Raw genomic sequence first — 16,113 nt, forward strand, 5'->3', positions numbered from 1 at the left:
CCCCTCGACCGGCGCAAGCACACCAGGCAATCGACCCATATCGCTCTGTAAGCCGTGTTCCGCAATAGTGAGTCGTGAGCCGTCACTCCTCACCGGTAGCCTTGAGCCCGTGATTGACCTTCGCCTGCTCCGTGAGGACCCCGACCGTGTGCGCGCGTCCCAGCGCGCCCGTGGAGAGGACGTCGCGCTCGTCGACGCTCTCCTGTCTGCCGACGAGCGGCGCAGGTCGTCCGGCGTCCGCTTCGACGAGCTGCGCGCCGAACAGAAGCAGCTCGGCAAGCTCATCCCCAAGGCCTCCGCGGACGAGAAGGCCGAGCTGCTCAAGCGCGCCGAGCAGCTCAAGTCCGACGTCAAGGCGGCCGACACCGAACGTGACGCGGCCGACCAGGAGACCCAGGAACTGCTCCTGCGGCTCGGCAACCTCGTCCACCCCGACGTGCCCGTCGGCGGCGAGGAGGACTTCGTCACCCTGGAGACGCACGGCGAGATCCGCGACTTCGCCACCGAGGGCTTCGAGCCCAAGGACCACCTGGAGCTCGGCCAGCTCCTCGGCGCGATCGACGTCGAACGCGGCGCGAAGGTCTCCGGCTCCCGCTTCTACTTCCTCACCGGCGTCGGCGCCCTGCTGGAGCTCGCGCTGGTGAACGCGGCGATCGCCCAGGCGACGGCCGCCGGCTTCACCCCCATGCTCACCCCCGCGCTGGTGCGCCCCCAGTCCATGGCGGGCACCGGCTTCCTCGGCCAGGCGGCCCAGGACGTCTACCACCTCGACAAGGACGACCTCTACCTCGTCGGCACCTCCGAGGTCCCCCTCGCCGCGTACCACATGGACGAGATCATCGACGCCGAGCGCCTGCCGCTGCGCTACGCGGGCTTCTCCCCCTGCTTCCGCCGCGAGGCCGGCTCGCACGGCAAGGACACCCGGGGCATCTTCCGCGTACACCAGTTCGACAAGGTCGAGATGTTCACGTACGTCACCCCGGAGGACTCGCAGGCCGAGCACCAGCGCCTGCTGGAGTGGGAGAAGCAGTGGCTGACCTCGCTGGAGCTGCCGTTCCGCGTGATCGACGTCGCCACCGGTGACCTGGGCTCCTCGGCCGCCCGCAAGTTCGACTGCGAAGCGTGGATCCCGACCCAGGGCAAGTACCGCGAGCTGACCTCGACGTCGGACTGCACCGAGTTCCAGTCCCGCCGCCTCCAGATCCGGGTCCGCGAGGGCAAGAAGGTCCGCCCGCTGGCCACGCTCAACGGCACGCTGTGCGCCGTTCCGCGCACGATCGTGGCGATCCTGGAGAACCACCAGCAGGCGGACGGCTCCGTGCGCGTGCCCGAGGTGCTGCGCCCGTACCTGGGTGGCCGAGAGGTCCTGGAGCCGGTGGCGAAGTGAGCGAGGCCACCGCACCGGGCTTCCCCTACCGACTGATCGCGACCGACCTCGACGGGACGCTGCTGCGCTCCGACGAGTCGATCTCACGGCGCACCCGTGACGCCCTCGCCGCGGCCACCGCGGCGGGGGCCGCCCACATCGTGGTGACCGGCCGCGCCGCCCCCTGGACGCGGCACATCCTCGACAGCCTCGGCTACGACGGCCTCGCGGTCTGCGCCCAGGGCGCCCAGGTCTACGACGCCGGCGCACACCGCCTGCTGACGTCGGTGACCCTGGACCGGCAGCTGGCCGGGGTGGCCCTCGCCAAGATCGAGGCGGAGGTCGGTCCGCTGTACCTGGCGGCGAGCCGCGACGGGCTGGACGGGGAGGTGCTCGTCGGCCCCGGCTACGCGGTGACCGGCAAGCTCCCGGCGACACCGTTCACCGACGCGGCGGACCTGTGGTCCGCGCCGCTCAACAAGATCTACATACAGCACCCCCGGCTCTCCGACAACGAGCTGGCGGAGGCGGCCCTGCGGGCAGCGGGCGGATTCGTCAACGTCGCGATGGCCGGCGCGGGCATCGTGGAACTGCTCCCTCTCGGCCTGTCCAAGGCCACCGGCCTCTCCCTCGCCGCCCGGCGCCTGGGCCTGAAGGCCGCCGACACGATCGCCTTCGGCGACATGCCCAACGACATCCCGATGTTCGCCTGGGCCGCACGGGGCGTGGCCATGGCCAACGCCCACCCGCAACTCATCGCCGTGGCCGACGAGGTGACGTCCTCCAACGAGGAGGACGGCATCGCACTGGTGATCGAAAGACTGCTGGGCTGACGGCCCACGGGAACACCGGTCACAACAGACGAGGAGCGCAGGCCGACCCCGCGCCCCCGATCGCCACAGGCGATCAGGGGCGCGGGGAACTGCGCGACCAGCCACGACGCTCCCGCACCCGAAAAACTCCCCGCCCCGCCCGGCCCCGCCCTTCTCTCGGCACCGCCGACCGACATCCCGGCCCAGTCCCAGTGACAACGTCTCGCGGAGGATGCACGGATCGAACGTGCGCGGGCCTTCCGACCCGACCACGGCTTAGCAAGCCGGTGCCTTACCACTCGGCCAATCCTCCGGGTGGGCGGCCTCACGCGAGAGCGACATCGCGTGCTCGAAGCGGCCGCCCCGGGCAGTCCCCCGTGTGGGGCGGGCTCGACGGAGGGGTAACTACTCCGGAGCCCGCTGGGGGCTGCCCTGTCGGAAGCGGAACGGACTGCCGTGCAGGGACATCGTCCCGCTCCTCTCCCCGTACGAGGCGCCGGTTGCGTGCCGGCGCCCGCGGACACGACCACTGTGCCGTCCGGGCACACCGCGCGCCACTGAATAAAACGGCCGTGCGAGTCGAACGGCCGGGCAAGTGACCCACCCAGCGAGCGACACGGCTGAGTGGGAAGAACCCGTGCGAGAAGCACGGGCCGCGGGCGGCGCCGCACGGTGTCCGTCGGCGCCGCCCCCGTCGTTCACTCCTCGCCCGCCAGCGTCAGCGCCCGCAGCTTCTGGCCCGCGTACCAGGTGGCCAGCACGGTCACCGTGACCAGCAGGACCGTCGCCGTCGTCAGGCCGACGTCGGAGACGATCAGGTCCCCGCCGGCGACCTTGTCGGCGACCGCCAGCGACCACTGCTGGACACTGAGCGTGCGCGCGCCCGGCACCAGGGACCCGAACAGCGCCTCCCAGACGAGGGCGTAGACGAGGCCGAAGACCACCGCGTGCCGGGACACCGTGCCCAGCAGCAGGAACAGCGCGGCGTAGGCGATGGAGGAGACCAGCGCGGCCACCGTGTAGGCGACGGCGATCTGCTGGCCGTTGCCGTTGAGGACGAAGCCCGCGATCAGCGTCGGCAGCGCCGAGAAGACCATCGTCACCGCGATCGCCACGATCAGCTTGGTGAAGATGATCGTGGGCCGCTTCAGCGGCTTGGACAGCAGGTACACCACGGAGCCGTCGTCGATCTCCGGGCCGATCGCGCCGGTGCCCGCGATCACGCCGATGATCGGCACCATGGTGGCGAGCGCGAGCCCGCCGAGCAGGTCGGAGGCCGTCTGGTCGTCGGCTCCGGCGAGAGCGCGCACGACCACGGAGATCGCGATCAGCAGCAGCGGCAGCGCGCCGAGGATGAGGGCCCGGCGACGGCCGAGCAGGGCCCGGTAGGTGAGGCGGGCGACGGTGGGGTCGTACATCTTCGGCCTCCTACGCCGCGACCAGATACGAGAAGACGGACTCGAGGGACTCGTCGGACGGCGAGACCGTGAGCAGGCGGATGCCGTGGTCGCGCGCCACCTTCGGCAGCAGGGCCGTGAAGCGGCCGAAGTCGACGGCCTGGATGCGCAGCGCGCCCTCGGCGAGGTCGACCTCGATGCCGGACGTCGACGGGTCGGCGATCAGCGCGGCCGCGAGGGCGCGGTCGTCGCTGGAGCGCACCAGGTACCGGTGCGGGCGGTCGGTCATCAGACGGCGGATCCTGCGGAAGTCACCGCTGGCCGCATGGCGTCCGGCGACGACGACCTCGATGTGCCGGGCCAACTGCTCGACCTCTTCGAGGATGTGCGAGGAGAACAGCACGGTGCGGCCCTCGTCGCCCATGCGCCGCAGCAGGTCCATGAGGTGCATGCGCTGGCGCGGGTCCATGCCGTTGAAGGGTTCGTCGAGCAGCAGCAGCGACGGGTCGTGGACGAGGGCGCTCGCCATCTTCACGCGCTGGCGCATGCCCTTGGAGTACGTCTGGATCTTCCGGTCCTGGGCGTACTCCATCTCGACGGTGGCCAGTGCCTTCCGGGCGGCCTTGTCGCCCAGGCCGTGCAGCTCGGCGTTGGCGACCACGAACTCGCGGCCGGTGAGGAAGTCGTACATCGCCTCGCGTTCGGGGACGATGCCGATGTGCCGGTAGATCTGCTCGTTGCGCCACACCTGCTGTCCGTCGAGGGTGACGGTGCCGGTGGAGGGGGCGAGGAAGCCGCCCATCATGTTGATGAGGGTGGACTTGCCGGCGCCGTTCGGGCCGAGCAGGCCGGTGACGCCCGGACCGATGGTCATGGTGATGTCGTTGACGGCGACCACGTTGCCGAACCAGCGGGAGACGTGGTCGAGGGAGAGCGTGGTCACAGTCCCACCTTCCGGTAGCGGCGCAGCAGCAGGCCGTAGCAGGCGGCGATCAGGCCGAGGGTGACGAGGACGTAGACCACGCCCTCGCCGTTCGAGGGGCCGATCCCGCCGGGGAACGCCGAGGTCGCGCCGAGGAAGGCCGACTGCACCCCGCCGATGAGCGTGATCGGCGAGAACAGGCCGATCCAGGCGATGGCACCGGTGCTGCCCTGGACGTCGGCGATGGCCTGGAGCGTGGAGACCGCGCCGTAGGAGATGGTCAGGACGGCGATGACGGCCGCGATGCCGAAGCCGCGGCGGGGGGTGGCGGCCGCGATGACCAGGCCGATACCGGCGAGGAGCAGGGAGAGCAGGGCCACGGACACCAGTCCATGGGCGAATCCCTCGGTCTGGTCGGCGAAGTCGAGCTTGGCCAGCAGGGCGCCCACGTAGAGCACCAGCAGCGGTGCGGCGGTGAGGACGAACAGCGCCGAGGCGAGCGCGGCGAACTTGGCGCGCACGTAGTCGGCGGTCTCGATCGGACGGGAGAAGTACAGCGGCACGGTCTTGAAGCGCAGGTCGCGCGAGACGGACTGGGGTGCCTGGGAGGCGACGTACAGGCTGATCACGGCCTGCATGACGATCGCGTACCGGGTGTAGTCCAGGGGGAGTTCCTTGGACTTCGTGACGACCGCGACGGCGACCATGATGGCCGCGGGCACGCACATCACCACGAACAGCAGCATGGGCAGCACCTTGGACTTCACCGAGCGGCCGAGTCCGTAGGCGCCCCGCAGGGACTGCGAGTAGAGGGAGCGGCGGGCGTAGGCGCGGCCCAGGCGCGGGCCGTCGTACCCGCGGTAGCCGATGTCGTGGATACGGCTCTGGTCACCCGACGGGGAGGTGACGGGGTGCTGTTCAACCGCCATGGCCGACGGCCTCCTTCCGCTGCTCGTCGCTGTCCTGACCGCCGTCCTTGTCGGTGTCCTTGCCACCGTCCTTGTCGGTGTCCTTGTCGGTGTCCTTGAAGACCTCCGCGATGTGGTGCCGGCGCTGTTCCATGCGCACCAGGCCGAGGCCGAGGTCGGCGACCACGTCCCGGACCAGGTCGTACGTCTCCTCGCCCTGGGCGGTCAGCAGCAGGATGTGGCCCGAGCCCGGCAGGCCGCTGTGGCCGTCGAGGACATCGGCCCCCCGCTCGCGGAGCGCCTCGCGCACCGCGCGGGTGCCGTCGGGGTGCTCGTCGGTGTCGGTGACCTCGATCGCGAGGGTGGTCGTGGTCTGGGTGAAGTCGGTGGTGGAGCTGGAGCGCAGGAGCTTGCCGCCGTCGATGACCACGACGTGGTCGCAGGTGCGCTCCAGCTCGCCCAGCAGGTGTGAGGTGACCAGGACCGAGATGCCGAAGTCGGTGTGGATACGGCGGATGAGGCCGAGCATGTCGTCGCGGCCGACCGGGTCGAGGCCGTTGGTCGGCTCGTCGAGGAAGACCAGCTGCGGGTCGTGGACGAGGGCCTGCGCGAGCTTGACGCGCTGCTTCATGCCGGTCGAGTAGCCGCCGATGGGGCGGTAGCGCTCCTCGTACAGGCCGACGTGGCGCAGGGTGTCCGCGGTGCGCTCGCGCGCGGCCGTCGGCGGCAGGCCGGACATGCGCGCCATGTGCACGACGAACTCGGTGGCCGAGACGTCGGGTGGCAGACAGTCGTGCTCCGGCATGTAGCCGACGCGTTCACGGATGGCGGCGCCCTCGGTGGCGACGTCGAGGCCGAGCACCGCGGCGCGGCCCTCCGTGGCGGGCGAGAGACCCAGCAGGATCTTGATGAGCGTGGACTTGCCGGCTCCGTTGGCGCCGACGAGTCCGGTCACACCGGGTCCGACGTCCACGGACAGCCGGTCGAGCGCGGTCACCCGGGGGAACCGCTTGCTCAGGCTTTCGGTCGCGATCACAGTCACACCGTCGAAGGTAGTGACGTACGCCACGCGACGCGTCAGACCTCAGAGCCGTTCTCGCGTCCGACCTCAGACGTACGGGTCCGTAGGGGAACCCCTGCCTGAGGGTGAGGGGTGGTGATCGACCGCTTGGCGTCCACGCTATTGACGCTTCCTCTAACAAGTGCCAGATTCGGCGGGGTCACGTTACGGACACGTAGCGCGGCCGGCCGCGCGTGGCGAGCGGCGCGGGCGGCCCGATCGCGTCGGCGCCGTCGCCGGTCGCCGCCGGCCGGGGACGTGACGGAGGCCCGGGCGAGGGAGAGGTGGAGGCGGAGTGACGCTGCCGGAGGGTGTGCGCGAGCGCCGGGTACCGACCGGCGGGATCGAGCTGTGCGTGGCCGAACTCGGCAACCCCGAACGGCCGGTGGTCGTCCTGGTGCACGGCTATCCGGACAGCAAGGAGGTGTGGTCGCAGGTCGCGTCCCGGCTGGCCGACCGCTTCCACGTGGTCCTCTACGACGTCCGCGGCCACGGCCGTTCCACCGCGCCCGCGCCGCTGCGGGGCGGTTTTACCCTGGAGAAGCTGACCGACGACTTCCTGGCGGTCGTCGACGCGGTCAGCCCCGGCAGGCCGGTCCATCTGGTGGGCCACGACTGGGGTTCCGTCCAGGGCTGGGAGTTCGTCACGGCCGAGCGGACCCGGGGCAGGGTCGCCTCCTTCACGTCCATGTCCGGCCCGTCCCTGGACCACTTCGGCCACTGGATCGGACGGCGCCTGCACCGGCCCACTCCGCGCCGGGTCGGCCAACTCCTCGGCCAGGGCGCCAAGTCCTGGTACGTGTACCTGCTGCACACGCCCGTCCTGCCCGAACTCGCCTGGCGCGGACCCCTCGGCAGGCTCTGGCCGGGCGTCCTGCGACGGCTGGAGAAGGTCCCGGGCGGCGACTACCCGACGTCCTCGCTGCCCGACGACGCCGCCCACGGCGCCTGGTTGTACCGCGACAACGTACGGCCCCGGCTGCTCCGTCCCCGGCCGGACGCGCACGCGCACGCGCCCGTGCAGCTCATCACGCCCCTGGACGACGCGTATCTGTCGGAGCGGCTGTACGACGAACTGGAGCGGTGGGTGCCCCGGTTGACGCGGCGAACGCTGGCCGCGCGGCACTGGGTTCCTCGCACCCGGCCGGATCAGGTCTCGGCCTGGATCACGGAGTTCGTGGCCTCGGTGGAGGTGGAGGGCGACATGGGTCACACGGAGGGCGACATCGGTCACGGCGCCGCGGCCCCGGAGAACGCGAGGCGGGCCCGCCGCCCGTTCGCCGAACGCTTCGGCGGCCGGCTCGTGTTGGTCACCGGGGCGGGCAGCGGCATCGGACGGGCCACGGCCCTCGCGTTCGCCGAGGCCGGCGCCCGTGTGATCGCTGTGGATGTCGACGCGGACGGCGCGGCCCGCACCGCCGCGGCGTCCCGTCTGGCCGGCGCACCGGAGGCCTGGGCCAAGCAGGTCGACGTGGCCGACGAGCGGGCGATGGAGAAGCTGTCCCACGAAGTCCTCACCGATCACGGCGTGTTGGACGTGCTGGTGAACAACGCGGGCATCGGCCTGTCGGGCTCCTTCTTCGACACCACGCCCGAGGACTGGCGCAAGCTCCTGGACGTCAACCTCTGGGGCGTCATCCACGGCTGTCGTCTCTTCGGCCGGCAGATGACCGAACGCGGCCAGGGAGGCCACATCGTCAACATCGCGTCGGCCGCCGCCTTTCAGCCTTCACGAGTGCTGCCCGCCTACAGCACGTCCAAGGCCGCCGTCCTGATGCTGAGCGAGTGCCTCCGCGCCGAACTGGCCGGGCGGGACATCGGTGTCACCGCGGTCTGTCCCGGCCTGGTCAACACCGGCATCACGTCCACGGCGCGGTTCGTCGGCGTCGACGCCGAGGAGGAGGCGCGTCGGCGGAAGCGGTCCCGGCGCGCGTACGGACTGCGCAACTACCCGCCGGAGAAGGTCGCCCGAGCGATCCTGCGCGCGGTGCTGCGCGACGACGCGGTGGTGTCGGTGACTCCCGAGGCTCGCGGCGTCCACGCGTTGTCGCGTGTCGCGCCGGGGGTGTTGAGGCGCCTGGCGCGGATCCGGCCGCTGGGATGAGGAGTTCGGGGATGACCCGTCAACTGGCCTGAATTCGGCTCGGTTTGCCTGAACAGGACGATGCGACAGGCTAGTTGTCCACAGAGACGCCAATTCCCCTGTGGATAACCCTGGTTGCTTGTGGACCAAACCTCGGACGTAAAACAAAATGCGTGATTCACGTCTCGCCCGTCATGCTGAGCGGATGGACGAACGACGCGTGGTGAAGGTGTCGAAGTACCTCTCCAAACACCTGCGCCACCAGCCCGAGCGCATCGGCCTCCGGCTCGACGACGGCGGCTGGGTCGAGATCGAGACGCTGATCGCGGCCGCCGCGGCCCACGGCTTCCCCATCACCCGGGACGAACTGGACCACGTGGTCGCCGCCAACGACAAGAAACGCTTCGCGGTCGAGGGCAGCCGTATCCGGGCCAGCCAGGGCCACAGCATCGAGGTGGACCTCGGTCTGCCCCCGGCGACCCCGCCGCCGTACCTCTACCACGGGACCACGGACCGCTGTCTGGACGCGATCCGGGTCGAGGGGCTGCGCCCCATGAACCGGCACGACGTGCACCTCTCACCCGACCGCGAGACGGCGACCAGGGTCGGTGCCCGGCGCGGCCGGCCGGTGGTGCTCTCCGTGGACGCCGGAGCCATGCACCGCGACGGGTACGTCTTCCACGTCAGCGCCAACGGGGTGTGGCTGACGAAGGCCGTACCGCCGCGGTACCTGCGCTTTTCGGAGACGCACTGAGCGTGCGGCGTTCGGCGTGAGGCGTTCGGTGCGCGGTGTGCGGCGAACGGCGAGTCCGTCAGCCGCGCCCCCCTCACAGCCACGCCACGGTCAGGAAGGGCGCTGATCGTTTCACGTGAAACGGGGTCGGACACCTACGCTCGACGTCATGAGTCTGCGACTGAGTACCGTGATCCTCCCGCACCGCCGCTGGAACGAAGGCGGTGCCCGGTCCTGGACACGTGCCGAGCAGCTCGGCTTCCACGCCGGGTACACCTACGACCACCTGTCCTGGCGCACCTTTCGCGACGGCCCGTGGTTCGGTGCCGTCCCGACGCTGACCGCCGCCGCGTCGATCACCGACCGTCTGCGCCTCGGCACGCTGGTGACCTCGCCGAACTTCCGGCACCCGGTCACCCTCGCCAAGGAACTGATCTCCCTGGACGACATCTCCGGCGGTCGCGTCACCCTGGGCATCGGCGCGGGCGGCACCGGCTTCGACGCCACCGCCCTCGGCCAGGAGCCGTGGACCCCGCGTGAGCGCGCCGACCGTTTCGCCGAGTTCGTGCCCCTGCTCGACCGGCTGCTCACCGAGGACTCCGTGTCGTACGAGGGCGATTTCTACGCGGCTCACGAGGCGCGCACCATCCCCGGCTGCGTCCAGCGGCCCCGGCTGCCCTTCGCGATCGCCGCGACCGGCCCGCGCGGGCTGAAGCTGGCGGCCCGGCACGGACAGGCCTGGGTGACCACCGGAGATCCCCGGCTGTACGAGACCGGCACCCCGGAGCAGTCGGTGCAGGCGCTCCGCGACCAGATCGAGAAGCTGACGGACGCCTGCGTGGCCCTCGGGCGGAATGTCCAGGAGCTCGACAAGATCCTGCTCACCGGGTTCACCCCGGACCGCGGCCGCCCGCTGGAGTCCCTGGACGCCTTCGTCGACTTCGCGGGCCGGCACCAGGAACTCGGCTTCACGGAGCTCGTGCTCCACTGGCCGATCCCCGACTCCGACTTCGCGGCGGACGAGAAGGTCTTCGAGCAGATCGCCATGGAGGCGCCGGGGCAACTGCGCTGACGGCCGGCTGCACCGGCAGGGCTGACAGGGGCGGCGGGTCTGACAGGGGCGGCAGGGCCGGCAGGGCCGACAGGCGGGGCCTCATCCGTGCGGAGGCCCGCACGGGCGTGCGGAGGCATGCGGGACAATGGCCCGGTGACCTCAGCGACTCGACAGCCCGAGACCCCTGCCGCCACTCTCCCGCCCCGGCTGATCGCCACCGACCTCGACGGCACCCTGCTGCGGGACGACAAGTCGGTGTCCCCACGGACCGTCGCGGCCCTGGCAGCGGCCGAGGAAGCGGGCATCGAGGTCTTCTTCGTCACCGGCCGCCCGGCACGCTGGATGGACGTCGTCAGCGAGCACGTCCACGGGCACGGCCTCGCGATCTGCGGCAACGGCGCCGCCGTGGTCGACCTGCACGGCGGCCCCGGCGCCCACCGGTTCGTGAAGGTGCGGGAGCTGGCCCGGGAGAACGCGCTGGACGCCGTACGGCTGCTGCGTGAGGCGGCACCCGGGACGCTGTACGCCGTCGAGCAGACCTACGGCTTCTACCAGGAGCCGGAGTACCCGAAGATGCACCTGGAGGTACCGGACGCCCTCGCGCCGGCCGAGCGGCTGCTGGGACCGGACGCGCCCGGCGCCGGCGAGCCGGTGCTGAAGATCCTCGCCTTCCACCCCACGCTCGATCCCGACGCCTTCCTCACCCTCGCGCGCCTCGCCATCGGCGACCGCGCCAACGTCACCCGCTCCAGCCCCAGCGCCCTGCTGGAGATCAGCGGGCCCGAGGTCTCCAAGGCGAGCACACTCGCCCTGTGCTGCGCCGAGCGCGGTATCTCCCACGAGGAGGTCGTCGCCTTCGGGGACATGCCGAACGACGTCGAGATGCTCACCTGGGCGGGCCGGTCGTACGCCATGGGCAACGCCCATCCGGACGTCGTCGCGGCGGCCTCCGGCCAGACGGTCGCCAACAACGACGACGGGGTCGCCGTCGTCATCGAGCAGTTGGTCGCCGAACGGGCCCGGCCCTCCCGCTGAGACGCGCCGCCGGCGAGCGCCCTACTCGACGGGCGCCCCGCGTACCGCCAGCCAGGACACCGGGTCCACCGCCGACCCCGCCTGCGGGGTGACCCGCACCTCGAAATGCAGGTGCGGCCCCGTGGAGTTGCCGCTCGTGCCGGACTGGCCGACCCACTGTCCGGGGACCACCTGCTCGCCCTGGTCGACGGTGACCGCCGCGAGGTGGGCGTACTGCGTGTAGTAGCCGTCGGCGTGCTGGAGCACCACCTCGATGCCGAACGGACCCCCGCACGACACCCGCACCACAAGGCCCACGCCGACCGCCCGCACGGGCGTCCCGATCGGCACCGCGAAGTCCTGCCCGGTGTGCCGGTCGGCCCAGTGGTCCCCTCCGCTGCCGAAGCTCGCGGACAGGGTGTACGCCTCGACCGGCGTCACCCACTCCTGGGTGCGGCGCGGCGACGGCTGGTCGAGGCGTACGGCACCGCGGCAGGAGCCGGCCGCCACCGAGGCGTCCGCCCGCCCCTGCAACTCCCACCGCGCCTGTTCCAGCTTCTGCTCGACGCCCTGCTTCAGCACGGCCAGTTCCGTGTTGCGCCGGTCCAGCACCTGCCAGGCCGCGGCGGCCTTCGCCTCGTCGACGGCCAGCCGTGCCTCCGCCCTCCGGTTCCTGCCGATCACGTTGTCGACGGCCTCGGCCGTCCGGGAGAAGACACGCTGACCACGCATCCACGCGTCGGGGTCATGGGCCAGGACGATGTGCGCGGCGGCCGACAGCCCCCCGCTGCCGCGGTACTGGGCGCGCGCGATACGCCCCAGGTCCTCGCGCAGAGCGGCGATCTTCTGACGTTCGCGGTCGAGGAGGTCCTCCAGCCTCTGGGCCCGGGCCCGCTGAGCCTCCGCCTCGAGCCGTGCCGCCTCGTACCGCTGCGTGGCCACGGCCGCGTCCCGGTACAGCCGCACGACCCGCGCGCCGACGCCGGAATCCGAGTCGGATCCCTCCTCGCCGGGTGCGCCGTCGGCGGCGGCGGGCCGTGCCGCGAGCACCACGGCCGCGCACAGCAGGGCCGGGACGAGCAGAGGGCGACGGCGAGATGAGCGCATGTCAGCGATCGTGTCGTGCCGGCCCGGCGCCGGTCCTGTTCAAGTCGTACGCCTGGGGGACCGCCCGCCCCGAATGGCTCAGCTCCGTGACCCGCCCGGCTCCCCCGGGAAGTCAGCGTGCCCCCGCCCGTTCCTCCGCCGCCGCCTCACGCCCGGCCATCCTGCGCAACGGTCCCTCCTCGGCGAGCAGTTCGGTGTACCTGCCGCGCTGCACGATCCGGCCCGCGTCCAGCACGACCACCTCGTCCACCGCCTCCAGACCGGCCAGCCGATGCGTGATGAGGAGCGTCGTACGGCCCTCGGTGGCGGCCAGCAGATCCGCGGTGAGCGCGTCCGCGGTCGCCAGATCGAGGTGTTCGGCGGGCTCGTCCAGCACCAGGACGGGGAAGTCGGCGAGCAGCGCGCGGGCCAGCGCGAGCCGCTGCCGCTGCCCGCCGGACAGCCGGGCGCCGTGCTCGCCCACGAACGTGTCGAGCCCGTCGGGCAGGCCGTCGGTCCACTCCAGCAGCCGGGCCCGCGCCAGCGCGTCCCTCAGGTCGTCCTCGGTGGCGTCCTTCCTCGCCAGCAGCAGGTTCTCGCGGACGGAGCTGTCGAAGAGGTGCGCGTCCTGCGCGCACAGCCCGACCAGCCGCCGGACGTCGTCGCCGTTCAGGGCGTGCGCGTCGACCCCGCCGAGCGTGTACGACCCCGCCTCCGCGTCCAGGAACCGCAGCAGCACCTGCGCGAGGGTCGTCTTGCCGGAGCCGGAGGCCCCCACGACGGCGATCCGGCGGCCCCGCTCCAGGGTGAGGCCGACACCGGCGAGCGCGTCCCGGTCCTGCCCGGCGTGCCGGGCGACGAGATCCTTGACGACGAGCGGGAACGGCGACACGGGCGCCTTACGGGGCCGTTCCGGCTCACGCACCGGCGCGGGCGCGTCCAGGACCTCGACCACCCGCTCCGCGCTGCGGCACACCCGCTGGCGGAACTGCACGGCCAGCGGCAGCCCGAGCACCGCCTCGAAGGCGGCCAGCGGCGTGAGGACGACGACGGCCGTCGTGACGCCGCCCAGTCGCCCGTCAGCGACGGCCTGGGCGCCCACGAGGGCGGAGGCCGCGACGGTCAGCCCGGAGACGAGCGCGGTCAGCCCGTCGCCGAGCGCGGTGGCGGTGGCGGCGCGCGAGGCGATCCGGGTGAGCACGGAGTCGGCCGCCCGCACCTCGGCGGCGCGGGCGGGCAGGGCGCCGGCGACGGTCAGCTCGGCGGTCCCGGTGAGCAGGTCCGCCGTACGGGTGGCGAGCACACCCCGGGCAGGCGCCAGCCGACGCTCCGCCCGGCGCGCCACGGCGCCGGTGATCAGCGGCACGCCCACCCCGGCCGCCAGCAGCCCCGCCGCGAGCACCGCCCCCGCCTCGGGCAGCAACCACGCGGTGAACGCGACGGATCCGGCCGAGACGACGACGGCCGCGCCGGCCGGCAGCAGCCACCGCAGCCAGTAGTCCTGGAGGGCGTCCACATCGGCGACGAGCCGCGTCAGCAGATCGCCCCGGCGGGCGGTGCGCAGTCCGGCGGGCGCCAGCCGTTCCAGCCGCCGGTAGACGGCGACACGGGTCTCGGCCAGCATGCGCAGCACGGCATCGTGCGCCACGAGCCGCTCGGCGTAGCGGAACACGGCCCGTCCGATCCCGAAGGCCCTGGTCGCCGTCACGGCCACCATCAGGTACAGCACCGGCGGCTGCTGCGCGGCCCGCGAGATGAGCCACCCGGAGGTGGCCATGAGCCCGACGGCACTGCCCAGGGCCAGGCTGCCGAGCAGCAGGGCGAGGACGAGCCGGCCGCGCCGCGCCCCGGCCATGGCGCGGACCCGGCCGAGGGCACCGCCGGCGGCCTGCGGCCGCGTGCGAGGGCCGGACCGGGCGAGGGTGTGCGCTTCCGCCAACGGCGCCGGGACGCTCTCGGACGCGGATGCCTCCTCGTCATGTCCGCGCGCCTCGGCCCGCCCCGTCACCGCCACCCGTTCCGCCGCTGCCGGCCGCGGCGTCCGGTCCGCCACCGCGAGCCGCACCACCCGGTCCGCCACCGCCAGCAGCGCCGGCCGGTGCACCACCAGGAGCACCGTCCGTCCGGCCGCAAGCCGTCGTACCGCCGCCACGACCTCCGCCTCGGTCTCCCCGTCCAGGGCCGCCGTCGGCTCGTCCAGCAGCAGCACCGGCCGGTCCGCGAGGAACGCCCGGGCCAGTGCCAGCCGCTGCCGCTGCCCGGCGGACAGCCCGGCGCCGTCCTCGCCGAGCACCGTCCGGTCCCCGGCGGGCAGCGCGTCGACGAACTCCAGCGCGCCCGCGTCCTGCAACGCCCGCCGGACGGCGGCGTCATCGGCGTCGGGACGCGCCAGCCGGACGTTCTCGGCGATCGTCCCGGCGTAGAGGTGCGGACGCTGTGGCACCCAGGCGATCCGGGACCGCCACTGTTCCAGGTCCAGGTCGGTCAGATCGGCTCCGCCGACCCGGATCCGCCCCTCGGCGGGCCGTACGAAGCCCAGAAGCGCGTTCAGCAGGGTCGACTTGCCCACTCCGCTCGGGCCCACCAGCGCGACCGTCTCCCCCGGACGGGCGGTGAAGGTCACCTCGGTGACGGCGTCGGCGGACCGTCCGGGATAGCGGACCGTGACCCCCTCGAAGGCGACCTCGCCCTCCGGTACCGTCCCCGTGCCCGAGGCCGGTGCCGGTGTCTCCAGCACGGCGAAGATCTCCTCGGCCGCCGCGAGTCCTTCGGCGGCCGCGTGGTACTGGGCCCCGACCTGCCGCAGCGGCAGATACGCCTCCGGGGCGAGCACGAGAATGACCAGACCGATGTACAGGTCCATCTCGCCGTGGACGAGTCGCATGCCGATCGTCACGGCGACCAGGGCGACGGAGAGGGTGGAGAGCAGTTCGAGAGCGAACGACGAGAGGAAGGCGATCCGCAGGGTCCGCATGGTCGCCTGCCGGTACTCGCCGGTGATGCGGCGGATCGACTCCGCCTGCGCCTTGGCCCGGCCGAACACCTTCAGGGTGGGCAGCCCGGCCACGACGTCCAGGAAGTGACCCGACAGCCGGGACAGCAGCCGCCACTGACGGTCCATCCGCGACTGTGTGGCCCAGCCGATCAGCGCCATGAACAGCGGGATCAACGGCAGGGTGCCGACGATGATGGCGGCGGAGACCCAGTCCTCGGTCACGATCCGCGCCAGCACGGCCACAGGCACCACCACCGCGAGGCCCAGCTGCGGCAGATACCGCGAGAAGTAGCCGTCGAGGGCGTCCACACCCCGTGTGGCGAGGGCGACCAGCGAACCCGTGCGCTGCCCGCTCAGCCACCCCGGCCCCAGCTCCGCGGCACGCTCGAGCAGCCTCCCCCGCAGCTCCGACTTCACAGCGGCACTCGCGCGGTGCGCGGCAAGTTCGGTGAGCCAGGAGACCAGAGCGCGGCCGATCGCGACGGCCGCCAACAGCAGCAGCGGCGTGCCGAGCTCATCGACGGACAGCCCACGCTGGAACGCGCCGACGACCACCTCGGCGATGAGCATCGCCTGCGCGATGACCAACATCGCTCCGACGGCACCCAGACCGACGACCGCCACCAGAAAGAGACGGGTGGCCCGTGCGTAGCGGAGCAGACGGGGGTCGATCGGTTTCACGT

The 16,113-nt window shown here is 72.3% G+C and carries 12 protein-coding genes and 1 tRNA gene; 6 read left to right on the forward strand and 7 right to left on the reverse strand.

Annotation, left to right across the window (positions count from 1 at the left end; translation table 11 throughout):
* Window positions 1-109 precede the first annotated feature (109 nt).
* Window positions 110-1,387 (forward strand): serine--tRNA ligase, encoded by a 1,278-nt coding sequence (gene serS / locus ACFYWQ_RS24170; RefSeq protein ID WP_389518936.1) that lies wholly within the window; start codon window positions 110-112, stop codon window positions 1,385-1,387.
* Entirely contained in the window at window positions 1,384-2,199 is an 816-nt protein-coding gene (locus tag ACFYWQ_RS24175; RefSeq protein ID WP_389518937.1) for an HAD family hydrolase, read from the forward strand. Before serS ends, ACFYWQ_RS24175 begins: the two co-directional genes overlap by 4 nt.
* 205 nt (window positions 2,200-2,404) lie before the next feature.
* Here the strand turns inward: ACFYWQ_RS24175 and ACFYWQ_RS24180 are convergent.
* The 5 genes from ACFYWQ_RS24180 to ACFYWQ_RS24200 all read right to left on the reverse strand — a co-directional run bounded on the left by ACFYWQ_RS24180 (window position 2,405) and on the right by ACFYWQ_RS24200 (window position 6,441).
* Window positions 2,405-2,491: transfer RNA gene (locus ACFYWQ_RS24180), tRNA-Ser, on the reverse strand.
* 385 nt (window positions 2,492-2,876) lie between these two features.
* Window positions 2,877-3,596, reverse strand: coding sequence for an ABC transporter permease subunit (locus ACFYWQ_RS24185; protein WP_389518938.1), 720 nt, complete (start codon window positions 3,594-3,596; stop codon window positions 2,877-2,879).
* A 10-nt stretch (window positions 3,597-3,606) separates the two neighbouring features.
* Window positions 3,607-4,518 (reverse strand): ABC transporter ATP-binding protein, encoded by a 912-nt coding sequence (locus ACFYWQ_RS24190; RefSeq protein WP_389518939.1) that lies wholly within the window; start codon window positions 4,516-4,518, stop codon window positions 3,607-3,609.
* On the reverse strand, window positions 4,515-5,426 hold the full coding sequence (locus ACFYWQ_RS24195; protein ID WP_389518940.1) for an ABC transporter permease: 912 nt from the start codon (window positions 5,424-5,426) through the stop codon (window positions 4,515-4,517). Before ACFYWQ_RS24195 ends, ACFYWQ_RS24190 begins: the two co-directional genes overlap by 4 nt.
* A complete protein-coding gene (locus tag ACFYWQ_RS24200; RefSeq protein ID WP_389519389.1) occupies window positions 5,416-6,441 on the reverse strand; it encodes an ABC transporter ATP-binding protein in 1,026 nt (341 codons plus the stop codon). Before ACFYWQ_RS24200 ends, ACFYWQ_RS24195 begins: the two co-directional genes overlap by 11 nt.
* A 319-nt stretch (window positions 6,442-6,760) precedes the next feature.
* On the opposite strand from ACFYWQ_RS24200, the gene ACFYWQ_RS24205 reads away from it, so the two are divergent.
* The 4 genes from ACFYWQ_RS24205 to ACFYWQ_RS24220 all read left to right on the forward strand — a co-directional run bounded on the left by ACFYWQ_RS24205 (window position 6,761) and on the right by ACFYWQ_RS24220 (window position 11,370).
* The gene (locus tag ACFYWQ_RS24205; protein WP_389518941.1) at window positions 6,761-8,569 is read left to right on the forward strand and encodes an SDR family oxidoreductase; all 1,809 of its coding nucleotides are present in this window, start codon (window positions 6,761-6,763) and stop codon (window positions 8,567-8,569) included.
* A 184-nt stretch (window positions 8,570-8,753) separates the two neighbouring features.
* A complete protein-coding gene (locus ACFYWQ_RS24210) occupies window positions 8,754-9,302 on the forward strand; it encodes an RNA 2'-phosphotransferase (protein ID WP_389518942.1) in 549 nt (182 codons plus the stop codon).
* Between the two features lie 148 nt (window positions 9,303-9,450).
* Complete coding sequence (locus tag ACFYWQ_RS24215; RefSeq protein ID WP_389518943.1) at window positions 9,451-10,353, forward strand: LLM class flavin-dependent oxidoreductase; 903 nt, start codon at window positions 9,451-9,453, stop codon at window positions 10,351-10,353.
* A gap of 117 nt (window positions 10,354-10,470) precedes the next feature.
* On the forward strand, window positions 10,471-11,370 hold the full coding sequence (locus tag ACFYWQ_RS24220; RefSeq protein ID WP_389518944.1) for an HAD hydrolase family protein: 900 nt from the start codon (window positions 10,471-10,473) through the stop codon (window positions 11,368-11,370).
* A gap of 21 nt (window positions 11,371-11,391) precedes the next feature.
* On the opposite strand, the gene ACFYWQ_RS24225 is transcribed toward ACFYWQ_RS24220, so the two are convergent.
* Together ACFYWQ_RS24225 and cydD are read right to left on the reverse strand one after the other, a co-directional pair.
* Window positions 11,392-12,456, reverse strand: a complete 1,065-nt coding sequence (locus ACFYWQ_RS24225; protein ID WP_389518945.1) for a peptidoglycan DD-metalloendopeptidase family protein — start codon at window positions 12,454-12,456, stop codon at window positions 11,392-11,394.
* 112 nt (window positions 12,457-12,568) lie between these two features.
* Window positions 12,569-16,111 carry a thiol reductant ABC exporter subunit CydD gene (cydD, locus tag ACFYWQ_RS24230; protein WP_389518946.1) on the reverse strand — a complete coding sequence of 1,181 codons (3,543 nt, stop codon included), beginning with the start codon at window positions 16,109-16,111 and terminating at the stop codon, window positions 12,569-12,571.
* Window positions 16,112-16,113: the final 2 nt, after the last annotated feature.

The organism is Streptomyces sp. NPDC003247 (genome assembly GCF_042888135.1).
Classification (GTDB): domain Bacteria; phylum Actinomycetota; class Actinomycetes; order Streptomycetales; family Streptomycetaceae; genus Streptomyces.